At 63.5% G+C, this 18,785-nt stretch carries 19 protein-coding genes; 11 read left to right on the top strand and 8 right to left on the bottom strand.

Going from position 1 to position 18,785, the window contains the following annotated elements; genetic code table 11:
* The gene (locus CPI83_RS06195) at nt 1-753 is read right to left on the bottom strand and encodes a response regulator transcription factor (RefSeq protein ID WP_003939728.1); all 753 of its coding nucleotides are present in this window, start codon (nt 751-753) and stop codon (nt 1-3) included.
* A gap of 141 nt (nt 754-894) precedes the next feature.
* Here CPI83_RS06195 and CPI83_RS06190 point away from each other — a divergent pair, with 141 nt between their 5' ends.
* From CPI83_RS06190 to CPI83_RS06155, 7 genes are all read left to right on the top strand, one after another.
* Nucleotides 895-1,674 carry an LmeA family phospholipid-binding protein gene (locus CPI83_RS06190; RefSeq protein ID WP_003939847.1) on the top strand — a complete coding sequence of 260 codons (780 nt, stop codon included), beginning with the start codon at nt 895-897 and terminating at the stop codon, nt 1,672-1,674.
* Complete coding sequence (locus CPI83_RS06185; protein ID WP_020970612.1) at nt 1,671-2,147, top strand: thioredoxin family protein; 477 nt, start codon at nt 1,671-1,673, stop codon at nt 2,145-2,147. The genes CPI83_RS06190 and CPI83_RS06185 overlap by 4 nt, the downstream gene beginning before the upstream one ends.
* A 227-nt stretch (nt 2,148-2,374) precedes the next feature.
* Entirely contained in the window at nt 2,375-2,845 is a 471-nt protein-coding gene (locus CPI83_RS06180; RefSeq protein WP_097388132.1) for a DUF4395 domain-containing protein, read from the top strand.
* Between the two features lie 74 nt (nt 2,846-2,919).
* Nucleotides 2,920-3,753 (top strand): sulfurtransferase, encoded by an 834-nt coding sequence (locus CPI83_RS06175; protein ID WP_020908929.1) that lies wholly within the window; start codon nt 2,920-2,922, stop codon nt 3,751-3,753.
* Nucleotides 3,754-3,755: 2 nt separating this feature from the next.
* Complete coding sequence (locus CPI83_RS06170) at nt 3,756-4,061, top strand: DUF1416 domain-containing protein (protein ID WP_003939797.1); 306 nt, start codon at nt 3,756-3,758, stop codon at nt 4,059-4,061.
* 291 nt (nt 4,062-4,352) lie between these two features.
* Nucleotides 4,353-4,958, top strand: coding sequence for an FABP family protein (locus CPI83_RS06160; RefSeq protein ID WP_170320401.1), 606 nt, complete (start codon nt 4,353-4,355; stop codon nt 4,956-4,958).
* A gap of 144 nt (nt 4,959-5,102) precedes the next feature.
* Entirely contained in the window at nt 5,103-6,143 is a 1,041-nt protein-coding gene (locus CPI83_RS06155; protein WP_097386948.1) for a type IV toxin-antitoxin system AbiEi family antitoxin domain-containing protein, read from the top strand.
* A gap of 233 nt (nt 6,144-6,376) precedes the next feature.
* On the opposite strand, the gene cydC is transcribed toward CPI83_RS06155, so the two are convergent.
* From cydC to CPI83_RS06130, 5 genes are all read right to left on the bottom strand, one after another.
* A complete protein-coding gene (gene cydC / locus CPI83_RS06150; RefSeq protein ID WP_097386947.1) occupies nt 6,377-8,065 on the bottom strand; it encodes a thiol reductant ABC exporter subunit CydC in 1,689 nt (562 codons plus the stop codon).
* The gene (cydD, locus tag CPI83_RS06145) at nt 8,055-9,743 is read right to left on the bottom strand and encodes a thiol reductant ABC exporter subunit CydD (RefSeq protein WP_097386946.1); all 1,689 of its coding nucleotides are present in this window, start codon (nt 9,741-9,743) and stop codon (nt 8,055-8,057) included. The genes cydC and cydD overlap by 11 nt, the downstream gene beginning before the upstream one ends.
* 58 nt (nt 9,744-9,801) lie before the next feature.
* Complete coding sequence (gene cydB / locus CPI83_RS06140) at nt 9,802-10,845, bottom strand: cytochrome d ubiquinol oxidase subunit II (protein ID WP_019745095.1); 1,044 nt, start codon at nt 10,843-10,845, stop codon at nt 9,802-9,804.
* Nucleotides 10,846-10,854: 9 nt separating this feature from the next.
* A complete protein-coding gene (locus CPI83_RS06135) occupies nt 10,855-12,354 on the bottom strand; it encodes a cytochrome ubiquinol oxidase subunit I (protein WP_020970618.1) in 1,500 nt (499 codons plus the stop codon).
* 154 nt (nt 12,355-12,508) lie between these two features.
* On the bottom strand, nt 12,509-13,372 hold the full coding sequence (locus CPI83_RS06130) for an aminodeoxychorismate lyase (protein WP_019745097.1): 864 nt from the start codon (nt 13,370-13,372) through the stop codon (nt 12,509-12,511).
* Nucleotides 13,373-13,451: 79 nt separating this feature from the next.
* Between CPI83_RS06130 and CPI83_RS06125 the strand changes: the two genes are divergently transcribed.
* The 4 genes from CPI83_RS06125 to CPI83_RS06110 all read left to right on the top strand — a co-directional run bounded on the left by CPI83_RS06125 (nt 13,452) and on the right by CPI83_RS06110 (nt 16,594).
* Nucleotides 13,452-14,573 carry a folate-binding protein YgfZ gene (locus CPI83_RS06125; RefSeq protein WP_097386945.1) on the top strand — a complete coding sequence of 374 codons (1,122 nt, stop codon included), beginning with the start codon at nt 13,452-13,454 and terminating at the stop codon, nt 14,571-14,573.
* Between the two features lie 5 nt (nt 14,574-14,578).
* Nucleotides 14,579-15,238, top strand: a complete 660-nt coding sequence (locus CPI83_RS06120) for an MOSC domain-containing protein (protein WP_031330855.1) — start codon at nt 14,579-14,581, stop codon at nt 15,236-15,238.
* A complete protein-coding gene (locus CPI83_RS06115) occupies nt 15,235-16,188 on the top strand; it encodes an asparaginase (protein ID WP_003940365.1) in 954 nt (317 codons plus the stop codon). Before CPI83_RS06120 ends, CPI83_RS06115 begins: the two co-directional genes overlap by 4 nt.
* A gap of 202 nt (nt 16,189-16,390) precedes the next feature.
* On the top strand, nt 16,391-16,594 hold the full coding sequence (locus tag CPI83_RS06110; RefSeq protein ID WP_003940337.1) for a DUF3073 domain-containing protein: 204 nt from the start codon (nt 16,391-16,393) through the stop codon (nt 16,592-16,594).
* 150 nt (nt 16,595-16,744) lie between these two features.
* On the opposite strand, the gene purM is transcribed toward CPI83_RS06110, so the two are convergent.
* Together purM and CPI83_RS06100 are read right to left on the bottom strand one after the other, a co-directional pair.
* On the bottom strand, nt 16,745-17,824 hold the full coding sequence (purM, locus tag CPI83_RS06105; RefSeq protein WP_003940225.1) for a phosphoribosylformylglycinamidine cyclo-ligase: 1,080 nt from the start codon (nt 17,822-17,824) through the stop codon (nt 16,745-16,747).
* A gap of 207 nt (nt 17,825-18,031) precedes the next feature.
* Nucleotides 18,032-18,778, bottom strand: a complete 747-nt coding sequence (locus CPI83_RS06100; RefSeq protein WP_019745100.1) for an AIM24 family protein — start codon at nt 18,776-18,778, stop codon at nt 18,032-18,034.
* Nucleotides 18,779-18,785 lie beyond the last annotated feature (7 nt).

The following is an 18,785-nucleotide window of genomic DNA, read 5'->3' as shown; positions in this document are numbered from 1 at the left end:
TCAGACCACCGATCCGTCGGCCGCGTCGTAGTCGACGTCTTCGTCGTCCTCGAACTGAACGGGAGCAGCTGCGCCGCCCTTGGCCCTGGTCGGACGCACTGCCTTGTATCCGACATTTCGGACTGTACCGATCAAGGACTCGTATTCGGTGCCGAGTTTCGCCCGCAGACGACGCACGTGGACGTCGACCGTCCTGGTGCCGCCGAAGAAGTCGTAGCCCCACACTTCCTGCAACAGCTGTGCCCGGGTGAATACCCGACCGGCATGCTGCGCGAGGTACTTGAGCAGCTCGAATTCCTTGTAAGTCAAATCAAGGGGCCGTCCACGCAGTCGTGCCGTGTACGTCCCCTCGTCGATAACCAGTTCGCCCAGCGTGATCTTTCCCGACGCTTCCGGACTGGCAACACCGCCGCTGCGGGCGACCAACAACCGCAATCGGGCGTCCACCTCAGCCGGACCGGTACCGGGAAGCAGGATGTCGTCCAACCCCCAGTCGGCGTTGACGGCAACGAGTCCGCCTTCGGTGAGGACGGCGACCACAGGTACCGCGGATCCTGTGCTTCCGAGCAATCGACACAACCCGCGTGCGGCAGCTAGATCAGTGCGCGCATCCACCAATGCCACGTCCGCGGAACTTGCCTCGAGTAGCGAGGAAACCTCTGTGGGGGCAGGCCGAACCGAGTGCGCCAGCAACGCCAACGCCGGTAGTACAGCTTCCGGGTTGGGGTCGGAGGTGAGGAGGAGCAGTTCCACACGGCCTCCTATCTAGTAGCCCGCGCAACCCGTGAGGGCAACGCTCGAGTAGTTCGACGCTTTTGGTCGGTCCCTACATTAGCGTGCCTGGTACCGGGGCCGTCGCATCGAACCCCGACCGGAGTCCGTCACAATGGTGCGGTGCGCAAACTGATCATCGGCATCGTCTTTCTCCTCGGCCTCGGACTGGTGGCCGATTTCGGCGCTGCCGCGTACGCCGAGTACCGGGTTTCCCGCGAGCTCCGAACCGGCGCATCACTCGAGTCGGATCCGGAGGTCACCTTCAACGGGTTCCCCTTCCTCACCCAAGCACTCGGCGGGAAATACAAGGACGTCTACGTCAGAGCTACCGGCGTCCAGAGCGACGTGGTCGGCGAAGTGACCGTCGAAGCCGACCTGCGCGGGGTCACCGTTCCCTTCTCCGACATCGTGAACGGCAATGTCACCCAGCTCCCCGTCGACAAACTCGACGGCCGGATGGGAATCAACGCCACCGACCTCGGAAAGCTGCTCAACATCCCTGACCTGCAGGTATCTTCGCCGCCGGCCAACAAGTCGGATGGCACCGGGGGCAGCGGTGGAACGGGCGCGAGCACCGCGGGGGCCGTCGTGCTGACCGGAACGGTTGCCGTCGGTCCGGTCGAGACTGCAGTGAGCGTCCAGGCCAACCTGGTTCTGGAAGGTGGGCAGGTCAAGATCGTCGCAAGCAACCTGTACTTCGGTCCGGAGGGCAAAGCCGATTTCTCGATCCCCGCAGCACTCGAACCCGTCGTCCTCGGATTGTTCAGCTACACGATCGATCCGCAGGCACTCCCCTACGGAATTCAGCCGAGCCTGGTCTACGCGGAAGGCGGAAGAATCGTGATCGAAGGCAGCGCCGAAAACACGACGATCGATCTCGCAGAGCTGCAGAACCGATGACCGGGATCACAATTCTGCTGGTCGCCCTCGTCGCCGTCGTCGCGGTCGGGCTCTTTCTCAAGTCTCGCAACGGGAAGGTCCGAGTCACCACGCCTGCCGCAGCCGGCGCCGCTGACAGTCGCCTCGAACTGCTGAGTTCTGCCGGAGTGTCTTCGCCGAACGGCGGGCCCGTCGTACTGCATTTCTCCGCCGACTGGTGCGGACCGTGCGCGGCAGTACGCCGCGTCGTCGGCCAGGTTGTGGTGTCGATGGCGGACGCTCCCCGTCCGCCGGTGGAGATCGAGCTCGACATCGACAAAGAACCGGCCCTGGCACGCGAAATGAGCGTCCTGTCGCTGCCCACCACGTTCATCCTCGACGGTGGCCTGGAGGAACAGTTCCGAGTGTCCGGAGTTCCGTCCGCAGCCGATCTGAAAGCTGCGCTCGTACCACTATCCGGACCCCACGAGCCAAAATCCGAGAATTCGGGGTAAACTCGCCGACGTGCAAACCCGCCACGAGCTGATGCTCACCCGACGCCGCGCAGTAGACCTGTGCCGCCTCGGGGGCTGTTGCTGTACCTGTTGCTGATCACCACATCCGTCAGATCTCTCTGACCTTCGAGCTTTCGCTCACGTGATCAATCCACCGAGTGGGACTTTTGCGTCCCCTTTTCTCGGTCCAGGCAAGCACCATGCAATCCAGCGCAGGAGCACTCCCGATGTCCACAACCACAGCCCAGCTCGAGCAAGTCGACGTCCGCGGACCTCGGTTCGCCGCGTGGGTCACCACCGGCGTTCTCGTTCTCACGCTCATCCTCTCGACCTTCTCTCTGCCCGCCACCACCGTCGTTCTCGCATTGCAGGCGATCGTCTTCGCAGTCGGAGCGGTACTCGGCCCCAAGCGCAGCCCGTACGGCCAGATCTTCGGCAAGCTCGTCGCCCCGCGACTCTCGCCGGTCAGCGAACGCGAACCCGTGGCGCCGCTGCGCTTCGCTCAGTTCGTCGGCTTCGTCTTCGCATTGGCAGGCACGGTCGGTTTCCTGGCCGGGTCGACGATCGTCGGCACCGTTGCCACCGGCTTCGCCCTCTTCGCGGCCCTGCTCAACGCCGCGTTCGGCATCTGCCTCGGCTGCCAGATCTACCCACTCGTCGCCAGGCTGCGAAATACCGGCCGCGCGACCACCGCGTGAAAACGCTTGCCACACAACCCCGCTGAACCCCTGCTAGATATCGACCGATGCAAGACCACATCGAAAGGAACACCATGGCTCGCTCCGACGTCCTAGTCTCCGCTGACTGGGCTGAGCAGAACCTCAACACCCCCAAGACCGTTTTTGTCGAGGTGGACGAGGACACCAGCGCATACGACGGCGGCCACATCGAGGGTGCAGTCAAGCTCGACTGGCGCAAGGACCTCCAGGACGGCGTCCGACGCGACTTCCTGAACCAGGAGCAGTTCTCGGACCTGCTCTCCGCCAAGGGTATTGCGAACGACGACACAGTCGTTCTCTACGGTGGCAACAACAACTGGTTCGCCGCTTACGCGTACTGGTACTTCAAGCTGTACGGCCACCAGGACATCAAGCTGATCGACGGCGGCCGCAAGAAGTGGGAACTCGACGGACGCCCGCTCTCCAAGGACGCAGTCAACCGCGAAGCCACGCAGTACAAGGCCGAGACCCCCGACTTCTCGATCCGCGCATTCCGCGACGAGGTCATCGACGCCATCGGCAGCAAGAACCTCGTCGACGTTCGCAGCCCTGACGAGTTCTCCGGCAAGATCCTCGCTCCCGCCCACCTTCCGCAGGAGCAGGCGCAGCAGCGTGGCCACGTCCCCGGGGCCATCAACATCCCGTGGAGCACCACCGCCAACGAGGACGGCACCTTCAAGTCGGACGACGACCTCACCAAGCTGTACGCGGAGAAGGGCTTCGACGACACCAAGGAAACGATCGCCTACTGCCGCATCGGCGAGCGCTCGAGCCACACCTGGTTCGTACTGCAGGAGATCCTCGGCAAGAACAACGTCAAGAACTACGACGGCAGCTGGGTCGAATACGGCTCACTCGTCGGCGCACCGATCGAATTGGGAGCCTGATCATGTGTGGAGCACCTACCCAGGGGCAGACCCTGCCTGCCGGCGTCGACGTCGAGAAGGAAACGGTCATCACCGGCCGCGTTCTCGCCGCTGACGGCCAGCCCATCGGCGGCGCATTCGTGCGCCTGCTCGACGGCTCCGGAGAGTTCACGGCCGAGGTCGTGGCATCGGGAACCGGCGATTTCCGCTTCTTCGCCGCTCCGGGCGAGTGGACCGTGCGCGCACTGTCCAGCTCGGGCAACGGCACATCCACCGTCGCACCCGAGGGCTCGGGCGTGCACAACGTGGACGTGACCGTCAGCAAGTAATTCCTGCTTTTCCAGGCGGCCCCGCACCCCTTCGGTGCGGGGCCTTCTGCATTCCGGCTCCCGATTTTTCCGGTCGGTCGCCGCGGTCTAAGATGTACCCGTGGTCATTTTCTTCGAGGTACTCCTCGCACTCGCATCCGTCATGATCGCTTGGTTCTCCGTGTACGTCGTGTACCGCTTGGTCACCGACGAGTCGTGAGTCAGGCTCCGGATTCAGGGTCCGACGCGACCGCTGACGATTCCGCCGCTGCAGGTGCCGTAAGGCGCGGCAGCGGGGACGAAGCTGTCGCCATCGCCGTCGAGCGCTCCAAGTCGACGGCATCGCTCAACATTCCGACCCTGCCGGACCTTCCGTTGCCCGAGGACACCGCAAACCTGCGCCTCGGCCCGGACATCAATCCCGAACTCCTCGCACTGCTCCCCCTCGTCGGCGTCTGGCGCGGCGAAGGCGAAGGGCACGACGAGACCGGCGACTACGCCTTCGGTCAGCAGATCGTCATCTCTCACGACGGTGGCCCCTACCTCAATTGGGAGTCCCGATCTTGGCGTCTCGACGCCGAGGGCAAGTACGTGAGCCCTGATCTGCGCGAGAGCGGTTACTGGCGCATGGGCGGCGACGGCATCCCGGGCAGCGTCAACCAGGAAGTCGTCGAGCTCCTGCTCAGCCACAGCTCCGGCGTCGTCGAAATGTACTACGGCCGTGCGCTTACCCAGGCGTCGTGGGAACTTGCCACCGACGTGGTGATCCGCAGCCAGTCCGGTGCACTGTACGGCGGCGCGAAGCGCCTCTACGGCATCGTCGAAGGCGGCGACCTCGCGTACGTCGAAGAGCGGATCATGTCTGACGGTGGCCTGGAACCGCGCCTCTCGGCGCGGCTGACCCGCTACATCGGCTAGTTCTGCTGTGCGCCTTTATTAACCCCCGGCGGTTAATAAAGGCGCACAGCAGATCCATCCACAGGCACCGACAAATTCCACAGGCGGGCTCTGGAGCGGCAGTTTCGACCGATTCCTGTCGGACCGCGATCTCACGGTATTCGCATGAACTGCGACTACATCGATCCTGATCTCCGAAGACTCTTCGACTTCCAGCACGGGCTCGCGACCAATAAACAGCTGCGCCCTTTCGGCTATTCACCGCGGCGCATCCAACATCTGGTCGAATCGGGTCAATGGACTTCCGTCCTCCACGGCGTTCAATCCAGCACCAACGGCCCACTCAACCGAGCAATGATTCTCGAGGCCGCCCTTCTGTTCGGCGGCGGAGAGACCTACCTGAGTCACCGGACTGCTGCTGAAGAGTGGGGGCTCACGCACATCGAGTCCGAACTGCCGGTCCACATCACGGTCCGATACGGCAGATCCTCACGCTGTCAGAGTCCGACGGTCAGACCCGAACGCTCCCCGGCGCGCCCCGTTCCGTTGGGGTGGTCCACTGCCCATCCCGGAGTGATCGTTCATCGTTCACGCGCTCAGGCCCACATCGGCGTTGCCACGCAGCCTGCTCGTACTTCGCTGGCCGACACCGCAATTGACCTGGCAGTTGCAGAGCCGTCGGCTCGCGACGCCGCTCGTTCTCTGGTCCGCTCGGCCACGGCGTGCAAGGTGTCCCGGGTGGAACTACGCACCCGAATGGAGTGCCGCCGGCCGAGGCGATATGTCAAAGCGCTGTCCTCGACATTGGACCTCTTGGATCGCGGCGTCCAGTCGGTACTCGAACATCGCTACGCAATCGAAGTCGAGCGAGCACACGGTTTGCCGGAAGCACGACGGCAATCGCCGGTCCTCGTCGACGGGAGAACTCTCTACGAGGACGTCGACTACCGCAATTGCGGTGTCGCACTGATCGTTCGACTCGACGGTTTTGCCTTCCACTCTTCTCGAGCGACTGCACTGCGGGATCGGCGGCGAGGTAACGCATCCGAACTGTCAGGCAACGCCACACTGGTCTTCGGTTGGGAGGAGGTGGAGGGGGCCTCGTGCCGAACTGCAGCCGAGGTCAGAGCGATCCTCGAGCGCGGTGGATGGTGGGGGCCTAATCCTTGTCCGCGCTGTGCGCCTTTATTAACCGCCGGGGGTTAATAAAGGCGCACGGCACGAAGCGACCCCCGAGCCACACCCACGCTTTCGCGCGGATCCCGGTCGGACTGATCGGGGGCTCGGGGGTCGGGTGGCTGCCTGGGATTCGCCGGCCGCTCACGCGGTAAGTGAATTCCATCAGCGATTGCGGCTAGCTGGCAGCCACCTCACGCGTCCGTCTGTACTTCAATTTCAGACCACCTCCTTCCTTGTGTAAAGGAGAAAGTACGCCCACTTCACGACGACGGCAACGTATTTTCCACAGAAACTTTTCCGACGCATATCACCTGGTCAGCTGCTGTGCCGTCCGGAAGTTGGTGGGTGACGACAACAACGGTTCGCGAAGAATCGACCAGCGTTGCGTCGCGACTGAGCAACTCGCGGAGCAACTGAGCGCCCGCATCCGCGTCCATGTGCTCGGTCGGCTCGTCGAGCAGCAGCACCTCCGCAGGCGAGACGATCGCGCGTGCCAACAGCAACCGACGACGCTCACCGCCCGAAACCGCTCGCATACCGCCGACCAGGTAGGTATCGAGCCCTTCCGGCAGTTCCGACAACCAGTCGCCGAGACCAACTGCGGCAAGTGCCTTCTCCGCGTCCTCGGCGGTGAGGTCACCCCGCGCAACGCGCAGGTTCTCGAGTACCGACGTCTCGAAGAGGTGTGCATCTTCGGCGAAGTACCCCACGTGCTTGCGCAGTTCGGCCGGATCGATATCCGAAATATCCACTGCGCCAACGCGAACTGTTCCCGCGACGGGCGGCAGCAACCCCGCCGTCGTCATCAGTGCGGTGGTCTTTCCGGATCCACTCTCCCCGACGACGGCAACGCGGGCACCGCGAGGAAGATCCACGGAGAGCGGTTCGGTCACCTTTCCCCCGGGCCAACCCGCCTGCAATGCATGCACGCTGAGAATCCCGTTCTCCGGCCACGCACGATTTCCTTCGACGTGTTCCGCGTCGGCTCGATCGAGTACCGCCATGATGCGAGCCGACGCCAGCCGCGCCTTGGTCAATGCAACTGCCGCGCTGGGCAGTATCGCGGTTCCCTCGAAAGCCGACAGCGGAAGCAGTACAAGGATTCCCATGGACATCGGTGACATGTCGGTGGTTCCGTACAGCGTAATTCCGATCAGCAGGGCACCGAGTACGCTCACGCCGATTGCCAGGGGCGTCGCAGCGGCGGCAAAGGCACTCGGTACCGCCGCGCGATCGGTTGCATCGACCACCTCGTTCTCGGCGGACACAGCCTCGCTCACCGCCTGATCCAAGCGACCTGATACTCGAAGCTCAGCGGAATGGTCGAGCGCGGTAACCGCCGACGCACTGAATCGCGCTGCGGCAGCTGAACTGTCGGCCTCCGCAAGTCGAGCAGCTCGCGCCGACAGCCAGGGCGCCGCAATCCCGGACACCGCCAGCGCAACAGCCAGAATGAGTGCGGCCGGAATCGAGATGAACAACAGGATTCCCACCGCGGCGAAGGCGAGGACAACCGAAACAGCAATCGGGATCAGCGCTTTGACGACGACGTCGCCCAGCGCGTCCACGTCGGAGCCCGTACGGGAGAGCAGGTCACCGCGTCGTAGTCCGGCGGCGGCCGCGGGATCTCCCGCCGCCAACTGCTGGTAGATCCTCGACCGCGCTGCGGTGGTGCCGCGCAATGCGACGTCGTGCGTCGTCAATCGCTCGAGGTAGCGGAAGACACCACGCGAGATTCCCAACGCGCGTACGGCAACCACGGCGACGCTGAGATCGAGAACGGGAGGCATCTCCCACGCGCGCGTGATCAACCATGCGGACAGCGCCGCCAAGGCGAGTGCGCTACCAAGTGTTGCCACACCGGCGGCCACCGCAGTCAGTACGCGTCGTGGTCGAAGTTCCAGTAGCCGAAGAGCACGCAGAAGCGGATCGTGAGCGTCACTTCTCATGAGCGCGCACCTCGACGATCCGGTCAGCTGCGGCGAGCACACTCGGACGATGGCCGATCACGACGACTGTGTCGCCGCGCTCCGCCCGTGCTCTCAGAGAAGCCAACACTGTCCCTTCCGAATCGGAGTCGAGGTGAGCGGTGGGTTCGTCCAGGACAAGAACTGCGCGGTCGGAGGCGAGCACGCGTGTCAGCGCCAGTCGTTGTCGCTGCCCCAGCGACAAACCTGTGCCGCCGACGCCGATAACGGTCTCGACACCCGCAGGCAGCTCGGCCAATACCGCGTCGAATCCCGTCGCAGCAGCGGCGCGAGCCAATGCTTGCGCATCGACGACCCCGGTGAGATCGAGATTTTCACGAACGGTGCCAGGTAGGAGGACCGGATGCTGGGGAAGCCATGCCAACTGACTCCACCACGCGTGCTCGTCCAGGTCTCGGACATCGACGCCGGCGACCGTCACGCGGCCACTGCTCGGTTCGATCAGCCCGAGTAGCGCGTGCACTGCCGTCGACTTGCCGCAGCCGTTGGGACCGGTGAGCACGGTGATCGCCCCTGGCAACGCCACGGCGGAAAGTTGAGACGGTGCGACTCCCCCACGAGAGGTCACGCCGAGTCCGTCGAAGACGATGTCGGCGCCGCAAGCGACCACCGTCGTGCTACCACCCTCCGGTGCGGCAGAATCCGCCTCGATCACCTCGAATGCCTTGTCGGCTGCTGCCATTCCGTCCTCGGCGGCGTGGAACTGGGTTCCCACCATCCGAAGTGGCAGATACACCTCGGGTGCGAGGATCAACGCGACTATCCCCGGCTCGAGTGACATGTCCCCGTACACGAGTCGCAAGCCGATGCTCACGGCCACCAATGCGACGCAGAGTGTTGCGAGCAGTTCAAGCACCATCGACGACAGGAACGCTACGCGCAGAGCAGACATGGTCGTCCGTCGATGGGCGTCACCGAGTTCACGGACACGCTCGGCAGGGCCTTGCTGACGACCGAGCGCTCGCAGTGTCGGCAGTCCGGCAAGTAGATCGAGCAGTTGCGAAGACAGCGTGGTCATCGCGGCCAGTGTCTTCTCCGACTTACCCTTCGTCAGCAAGCCGATGAGAATCATGAAGATCGGGATCAGCGGCAGCGTCACGAAAATGATGACCGCGGACGTCATGTCCTGCACCGCAATGACTATCAGGGTGATAGGCGTCAGTGTCACCGACAGGACCAGAGCCGGAAGGTATCCAGTCAGGTACGGACCGAGGCCGTCGACACCGCGGGTGACCACGGTCGCGATCTCGTCCCGCCGAGGATCCAGATCGCGCGGACTCATCGCCGTCGCCGACGTCAGCACGCCGTTCTTGATCTCGGCAACGACGCGAGTCGACGCCCGGTGCGCATACCTGGTCTGCAGCCAGGTCCCCAGAACCCTGACCGCCACAGCTGCGGACAGAACAACCAATTCGGTTGTCCACGAAGAAACATCCACAGTTCGAGTGGTGATCACTCCGGCCAGCACTCGGCCGATCATGAGCGCCGCGACGATGACCATCACGACGTTCACCATCGACAGAGCGACCGTCAGGATCAGATAGCCGCGCGCAGAGGCGGAATGGCGCCACAGTCGCGGGTCGATCGGCCCCCGGCGACGCTCCCGAGTGGTGGGAGCGTCGCCTACTTCGATAGTCACGTGAATTCGACCGTCAGTTCTTTCGGCATTCGAATGTTTCGTGATTCAAGGTTGGTGACTACCACGTCTTCTCCTTGAATCGCAGACCGATCGACGCCGGAATCTGCTTGGAGGAGATGCGCTGTCGGAACACCCAGTACGTCCAACCCTGGTAGATGATCACCACCGGCGTCATGAATGCCGCGGCCCACGTCATCACCTTGAGCGTGTACGGACTCGACGACGCGTTCTCGATGGTCAGGCTGTACGCCGGATCGAGCGTCGACGGCATGACGTTCGGGAACAGCGAGGCGAACAGCAGCACGACGGTGGCGATGACGGCCACACAGGTGAGAACGAAAGCCCAGCCTTCACGCTCGGCCCGCGTCAGGAAGACGACGCCGATCAGTGCAGCAGCAGCGGCGGCTACCAGAATCCACGTCCATCCCTTGCCGTAGGCGAGCTGCGTCCACAGGACGAATCCGCCGGCGACGGGAATAGCCGGAATTGCGAGTCGTGCAGCAATTTTCACTGCGTCTTCACGAACCTCGTCGGCACTCTTGAGTGCCAGGAACACAGCGCCGTGGAGAGCGAACACCAGCGCGGTGGTCAGACCGCCGAGCAGTGCGTACGGGTTGAGCAGATCGAAGAATCCCGACTCGACCTGCTTGTCGGCGTTGATCGCCACGCCCCGAACGATGTTCGCGAAAGCCACGCCCCAGAGAATTGCCGGGACCCAGGAGCCGAAGATGATGCCCCAGTCGCAGCGCTGACGCCATTTGTCGTCGTCGATCTTGCTTCGCCATTCGATGGCACAGATTCGAACGATCAAGGCCACCAGGATGATCAGCAGCGGCAGATAGAACCCGGAGAACAATGTCGCGTACCACTCCGGGAATGCCGCGAACATCGCGCCACCGGCGGTGATCAGCCACACCTCGTTGCCGTCCCACACCGGGCCGATCGTGTTGAGCGCCACCCGTCGACGCGTATCTGCCGGGAGGTCACTGCCTCTGCCGACGATCGGCATGAGCATTCCGACACCGAAGTCGAACCCTTCGAGGACGAAGTAACCGATGAAGAGCACTGCGACGAGCACGAACCATACTTCTTGAAGTCCCATGATCGCCTCCTAGTACGCGAACGACAGTTGTTTGGGCTTGTCCGGATCTTCCGGCTCGTCATGATCCGTATCGCCCGGTGGATGCATGTCGTGCTCCAACGGACCTTCCTTCGCGTACCGCACGATCAGCTTGAACCAGACCACACCCAGCGCTCCATACAGGAGGGTGAAGGTGATCAGCGAAGCCCAGACGGTAGCCGATGCGTGGTCCGAAACACCTTGGTCGACAGTCAGTCTGATCATGTCGACGCCGGTCGGATTGGGATGCACCACCCAGGGCTGACGGCCCATCTCGGTAAAGATCCAGCCGGCGCTGTTCGCCATGAACGGAGTGGGAATCGCGACGAGACTGAGGATTCCGAACCACTTCTGGTCCGGGACCCGCCCCTTACGTGTGACCCACAGTCCCGCGAGAGCCAGTGCTGCCGAACCGGCGGCGAGACCGATCATGGCGCGGAAAGACCAGTACGTGACAAAGAGATTCGGTCGGTAGTTGCCCGGTCCGAAGTCCTGCTCCGCCTGCTCCTGCAGTTGGTTCACGCCTTGCAGTTCGACGCCGGTGAACTTGCCCTCGGCCAACCACGGTAGAACGAACGGCACCTTCAGAACGTGCGTCACGCTGTCACAGTTGTTGTGTGTACCGATGGTGAGAATCGAGAAATCCGGATCCATCTCGGTGTCGCACAGCGATTCTGCCGACGCCATCTTCATGGGTTGTTGCTGGAACATGAGCTTGCCTTGAACGTCACCGGTGTAGATGATGCCGATCCCGGCCACGATCATGACGAGCAAGGCGAATCGTGTTGCCGGGCGGTACATCGTTCGCGCGTCGGTTTCGAGACGCTCGGCTTCGGCGGCCTCAGCCTGCTTGGCGCGGCGCATGTTCCGCACCATCCACCAACCACTGATGCCGGCAACAAACGTCGCCGCCGTCAGGAAGGCGCCGGCAACCGCGTGCGGGAAGGCAGCAAGAGCGGTGTTGTTGGTCAACAGCTCCCAGATACTGGTGAGCTCGGCACGACCCGTCTCAGGGTTGTACGTCGCACCGACCGGATGCTGCATGAACGAGTTGGCCGCGATGATGAAGAACGCCGACGCGTTGACGCCGATCGCCACGAGCCAAATGCACGCCAGGTGTACAAGTTTGGGAAGCCTGCCCCAACCGAAGATCCACAGTCCGATGAAGACGGACTCCATGAAGAAAGCGACCAGGCCTTCCAACGCGAGTGGAGCTCCGAACACGTCGCCGACGAATCGCGAGTACTCGCTCCAGTTCATGCCGAACTGGAACTCCTGCACGATGCCAGTGGCTACACCGAGTGCGAAGTTGATGAGAAAGAGCTTGCCGAAAAACTTGGTGAGCCGATACCAGTGGTCCTTTTTGGTGACCACCCACATCGTCTGCATGATCGCGATCATCGGTGCAAGTCCGATGGTCAGCGGAACAAGGATGAAGTGGTAGACGGTAGTGATACCGAACTGCCACCTGGAGACGTCCAAAGTATCCATTGGCTACTCCGAGAGTAGGGCCCTGGGACAGGCTTCGGGGTTCGAGACGCGGGCAGTCGCTCGGCCCCTGCGGACACGGTACTGCTGTCCGGTTTGGACCGCAGGACTTTGCTACTACCAAATGTAGTAGAGACCTGTCGCGATTCCTATTCGCCTATCGCCCTGCTGAATCCGAATCAATTGCACGTTCAACCAATTCCGCGAATTCCTCGGAGACCTTCGGCTCTGGCAATGCGAGCCCGTCGAGTGTATGGACGCGTGCGGCCAGCGTGACGCTCGAAACCATCCACACTCCGTCGGCCGCAATCAAATCCGCAGGTCGGAGGGTTTCGTATCGGCAATCGAAGCGAGCACTGCCGGCAACGTCGAAGAGGGCACGCTGCGTCGTACCCATCAAAATGCCCTGTGCGGGAGGCGGTGTGATCAAAGTCCTGTCCCGAACGATCACCACCGTCGAGCGTGGCCCCTCCAACACATTGCCCTCGGAACTGACGAAGATCACATCGTCGGCACCCAAATTCGCCGCATATCGGAGCGCTGCCATGTTGGTTGCGTAGGACAACGTCTTCGCGCCCAGTAGCTGCCAGGGTGCCCGGGCAGAGAGATCGACCGAGAAACCTCGCTCGAGAGTCATCACCGACAGCCCCGATTCGCGGACCTGTCTGACCCGATCGGCCACCGGACCGACCATCACGAAGGCTGTGGGCTTGTCGCCGCTCTCCCTGCCGCGAGTCAGAACGAGACGAAGCGCGCCTTCCTTCTCTGTCCCCCACTCCTCGGCTGCCATCTCGATCGCCAGACGCCAGTCATCGAGAACGGGGGCGGGCAGACCCAGTGCCCGCGCGCTCAGAACCAGTCGACTCAGATGTCCCTCGACCACCCGCGCCCTACCGTCGCGTACCAACAGCGTCTCGAAGACTCCGTCGCCGCGCACCACCGCCAGGTCGTCGGCGTGCAGAAACGGTGCGTCAGCATCGAGCACCTCATGGTCGAGAGTCACCAATACGCGATCAGGCATGCCATCAACCCTAACGATCCGCCAAGCCGCCGGGGCCGCCCTGTAACCGCGATCCCGCCCACACTCCTAGACTGGTCTTGTGGTCGACAACGCTCTTGTGCCCAACAGCCCACTTCTGACTTCCCCCGGCGCGGTCACCGCACCGGACGGTTCGGCCGACATCGGTGTCGCATGGCACTACGGCGATCCCCTCGGTGAACAGCGAACCGCGCAGCGCGCAGCAGTGGTGGTCGACCGCAGTCACAGATTCGTGATCGCCATTCCCGGCGACGAACGCCTCACGTGGCTGCACACGATTTCGAGCCAGCACATCGCCGCGCTCCCCGACGGCAAGAGTGCCGAGAACCTGAGCCTGGATGTCAACGGACGCGTCGAGCACCACTTCGTGCAGACGGACCTGGCCGGTGTCACCTGGATCGACACCGAAGCCGACCGCGGACCCGACCTCCTCTCCTTCTTGAAGAAGATGGTGTTCTGGTCCAAGGCCGAACCTCGAGACGGCAACGAACTCGCGGTCCTGAGCCTGGTCGGTCCCGAATCCCCGGCTGTCCTCTCCGCGATCGGCGTGCAGACACCAACCGATGCCTACGACGCTCTCGCGCTGGCCGACGGCGGGTTCGTCCGCCGCATGCCGTGGCCCACCGAGGACTCTTTCGATCTGCTCGTCCCACGGGAGCAACTGGCGGTGTTGTGGACCACGCTGACCGATGCCGGTGCCAAGCCCGCCGGAAGTTGGGCCTTCGAGGCGCTCCGCGTCGAAGCGAGGAGGCCCCGCCTCGGACTGGACACCGACGAGCGGACGATCCCGCACGAGGTCCACTGGATCGGCGGGCCGGCCGAACACGGCGCCGTCCACCTCGACAAGGGCTGCTACCGCGGTCAGGAAACCGTCGCCCGGGTTCACAATCTCGGCAAGCCCCCGCGCCATCTCGTCATGTTGCACCTCGACGGCAGCGCCGAAGCGGTCCCGGAACCGGGTGATCCGATCACGGCGGGCGGACGAGCAGTCGGACGTGTCGGGACCGTCGTCAATCATCACGAACTCGGCCCGATCGCGCTCGCTCTGATCAAGCGCAACATTCCGGTCGACACCGAACTGATGGCCGGCCCCAGCGCTGCGTCCATCGATCCGGATTCGATCGTCGCGGACGACGCACCCCAGGCCGGACGTGAGGCTGTCAACCGATTGCGCGGAAAGTGACGGGCATGGTCGACGCGGTCTGCGTCGTCCACACCGAACGTGACAGTGGCGTCAGGCGAGTCCCCCGGACCGCGATCGACAAGCGTCCCGTCGACGGCCGCGTCGCGGTGGGACGACTCGGCCTGGGTGGCGACTACGTCTGCGACACCGAATTCCACGGCGGCGCCTTCCAAGCTGTCTACGCGTATCAGCGCGACGAAGCGCAGCGATGGTCGGACGAGTTGGGCCGACCGCTCGCCCCGGGGTGGTTCGGCGAGAACCTCCACATCAGCGGAATGCTCGTCACGGACGCCGTGATCGGCGAGCGTTGGCACATCACCGGAGCCGAGGCGTCGGACGTTCTCGAACTCGAGGTAACCGCTCCCCGCGTCCCGTGCGGCACCTTCGGCATCTGGGCCGCGGAAAAGGGCTGGGTCAAAAGATTCACCGAGCGGACCGACGTCGGCGCATACCTTCGCGTCAACCGGACCGGCACGATCGCCGCGGGCGACTCGGTCACCCGAGTCCACGTACCGGATCACGGCGTGACTGTTCGAGAGGTCTTCGCCGGAACCGACCCCGAGAGACTCCGACGGCTCCTCGCAGAACACACCGATCTTGCACCGAACGTCGCCGCGCGCGTCCAGAGGTTCATCGAACAAGCAGAAGCGCAGGTGCACTCGTGAGTATCGAATTGGTGGAAGTGGTCCGCTCGGGATTCCGCGAATGCGTGCATCGCGGATCGGCCGTCATTCTCGGCGCCGACGGCGAGGTCGTTGTCGGACTCGGGGAGATTCACACACCCATCTACCCGCGCTCGGCGAACAAGCCGCTGCAAGCCGTCGCTGCGCTTCGTAACGGCTTTGCACCCACCAGTCCGGAAGAGTTGGCCGTCGCGTCGTCCTCACATGCGGGCGAGGCCGATCACATCGAATTGGTCGCCGCGCTTCTCGCTCGCTACCAACTCGGTGTCGACCAGTTGCAGTGCCCCTCCGATCTGCCGGGCAACGAACTGGCCCGAGCCGAACTGATCGCAGCGGGCGAACTTCCCAGTCCGATCTACATGACCTGCTCGGGCAAGCACTCCGCGATGCTCGCGACGTGCGTCGTGAACGACTGGCCGCTCGAGACGTACATGGAGCCGACCCATCCCCTCCAACTCGCGATCCAGGAGACGATCTTCGATCTCAGCGGCGAGGAAGAGCAGGAACTCGGCATCGACGGTTGTGGTCTCCCGATCGTCCCGCTTTCGCTCACGAACCTGGCTCGGGCATTCGGACGCCTGCCCTCGGCCGAGCCGGACTCCCCCGAACGGGCTGTGGCCGACGCGGTCCGCGAAAACCCCTTCCTCGTCTCGGGCACGGGCCGCAACGATCAGCGTCTGATGTCCGCCGTGCCGGGTCTGTTCTCCAAGACCGGATACGACGGCATCTACGCCGGAGCGCTTCCAGACGGTTCCGCTTTCGCCCTCAAGATCGACGACGGCCACGAGCGGGCGCTCCTGCCATTGGCGGCAGCTCTGCTCAAGCGAATGAACACCGAGTGGACCGAGGAATTGGCGGCTCTCGCATCCGCTCCGGTCTTTGGCGGGGACGCCCGAGTGGGGACGATTCGCGCAATTCCCGGAAACTTCTGAGCAGTTCTCACAAAGTTCTGACGAGTTCTTTCAGCATCCTGGCAGCTCGCGGCCATAGTGAGAGCAATCAGACACGGCGGTGAGGCGTTCGTGGAAGCGGAAGCGACTTTTCCACGCTAGAGTGTGTGTCAGGAAACTTACACACTCAAACGGGGCCGCCAAATTCCCCAGGCCGCCCCGCGAAAGCGCGAGGGGGTCAGCCATGGGCCGCGGCCGGGCTAAGGCAAAGCAGACCAAGGTTGCACGCGAATTGAAGTACAGCGTACCGACCACGGATTTCGACAGCCTGCAAAGAGAGCTCGCAGGTGGATCGACCAACTCGCATCGGAGCAGTGTCCGATCGGACCAGACTTCCGATAGGGAAGGGCATGCGCGAGAGGACGACTACGACGACTGGCGGCGTTGACCGCGCACTGCCACCGCGCAGACTGTGAAATGAGGAAGAGCTGATCGCTCTTCCTCATTTTTGCGTTCCATTTTCTGCCTCGCGCCTGCTTGTACGGACACACAAAACTGCCCCACCGGATCTCTCCGATGGGGCAGCTGACGTTGCGGTCTAGAAGCGCGGGTGGTCTCCGGCCAGGAACGCACGCTCTGCAGCGGCGTCCGACGCCTTCTTGACGCTACCGAGCGTCCAGCAGTCGATGTGGCGTGCAGTCAGGACGGCAAGTGCGCGGTCGACGTCCTCGGGCGCCACGACGGCAACCATGCCGACGCCCATGTTGAAGGTCTGCTCCATCTCGGCGCGCTCGACGCGTCCGCGCTGCGCGATCATCGCGAACACCGGAGCGGGGCTCCAGGTTCCGCGATCGAGTTCGGCGACCAAGCCCTTGGGCATGACGCGCGCGAGGTTGTTGGCAAGGCCGCCACCCGTGACGTGGCAGAACGTGCGCACGTCGGTCTCGGCAGCGAGTGCCAGGCAGTCCTTGGCGTAGATCTTGGTGGGCTCGAGCAGTTCCTCACCGAGCGTGCGGCCGAACTCGTCGACGTGTGCGCTCAGGTTCATGCGGTCGATCTCGAGCAGGACCTTGCGGGCCAGCGAGTAACCGTTGGAGTGAAGTCCCGACGAGCCCATGGCGATGACGACGTCGCCGGGGCGAACGCGGTCCGGTCCGAGCAGCTTCTCGGCCTCCACGACACCGACGCCGGTGGCGGAGAGGTCGTAGTCACCGTCAGCCATGATGCCGGGGTGCTCGGCGGTCTCGCCACCGAGGAGAGCGCAACCGGCCTGGATGCAGCCCTCGGCGATGCCGCTGACCAATTCCGCGACGCGCTCGGGGATGACCCGGCCGACAGCGATGTAGTCCTGAAGGAACAGCGGCTCGGCGCCACAGACGACGAGGTCGTCGACAACCATGGCGACGAGGTCGAGTCCGACCGTGTCGTGCTTGTCCATCGCCTGCGCGACAGCGAGCTTGGTTCCGACGCCGTCGGTCGATGCGGCGAGCAGCGGCTCTTTGTAGTCACCCTTGAGGGAGAACAAGCCGGCGAAACCACCGAGGCCACCCATGACCTCGGGGCGGCTGGCCTTCTTGGCCAGAGGGGCGAAGAGTTCCACCGCCCGGTCGCCTGCGGCGATATCGACTCCTGCTGCCGCGTAGGAGGCGCCTGCGGTGCGGTGACTGTCCTCGGTCATCGGGTTACTACTCCAGCCTTGTATTTCTCGCGAGCACGTATTGCTCGTGCACAGGTAAGTGGTCTTGCAATGTGAAGTGTTTGCAATCCTCGTGACGCGAGATGGATCGTTCGACTCGAGACCCAGAGCGCGCACACAAATACCGACGATTACGCCCATACGCTACCGGACCGGCCCCCTCGGTGAGACCTCGCGTACCCCGAGACGTCAGTTCTGCAGCCGCGCACCGATCGAGGAGTGCAGCGCTCGCAGACTGTTCTGCCCGAGTGCAACGGTCTCGGATTCGATGTGTTTGAGGAGGTGCCCGTCGTGGACGACCTTCTCGCTCGACTGGATCAGCACCGTGCCGGCTCCGGTGAAATCGAACTGGCGTTCTTCACCGGTATTCGCGCCGAACATGCTTCCCCGAACCGCTCCCAGGAAGCTCTGCATCCAGTCCGCATCGAAGTGATGGGACGGCGACGGGCAGTCGGCCCAACCCACCAACGCCTGCGGGTCGATGCGCAGCGGCGGCTCCGCGAACATGACCGGGCCGTTGGACGACGCCAGGAACTTGCCCGTTCCCAGCAGCGTCAAAAAGCCTGGGACGATGGACTGTTTGAGGTCCAGGCTCGTCTCGAAGGCGAGGAGATTGGCCGCGCGAATCGTGAGGTTGCCGTCGTCGAGGTCGTAGGAATTGATGTTGAATCCGCGGTCGCCGAGGATCAACTTGCCCTGCCCCTGGGCGAGCACCCAGTCGTCCGCGTAGAGCGGCGAAGAGAACCTGGCCGCGACGATCGCCGTCATGCTCGTGCGCCCGAGCGGCTCGAAGTTGATGTTTCCGTAGTACGCGATCATCGCGCCCTTGGACGTGAACCACGGTTGTCCGGCCATCTCGACGCAGAAGGCGTAGTCGTTGCCCGGGACGTTGTCGTTGGCGGGCAGAGTCGCCGGATTGTGAATTTCGATACCCATGCTCTTT

This window comes from Rhodococcus sp. H-CA8f (genome assembly GCF_002501585.1).
Lineage (GTDB): Bacteria > Actinomycetota > Actinomycetes > Mycobacteriales > Mycobacteriaceae > Rhodococcus_F > Rhodococcus_F erythropolis.
The sequence above is the reverse complement of the archived record's forward strand: the minus strand, read 5'-3'. Positions and strand labels throughout refer to the sequence as shown.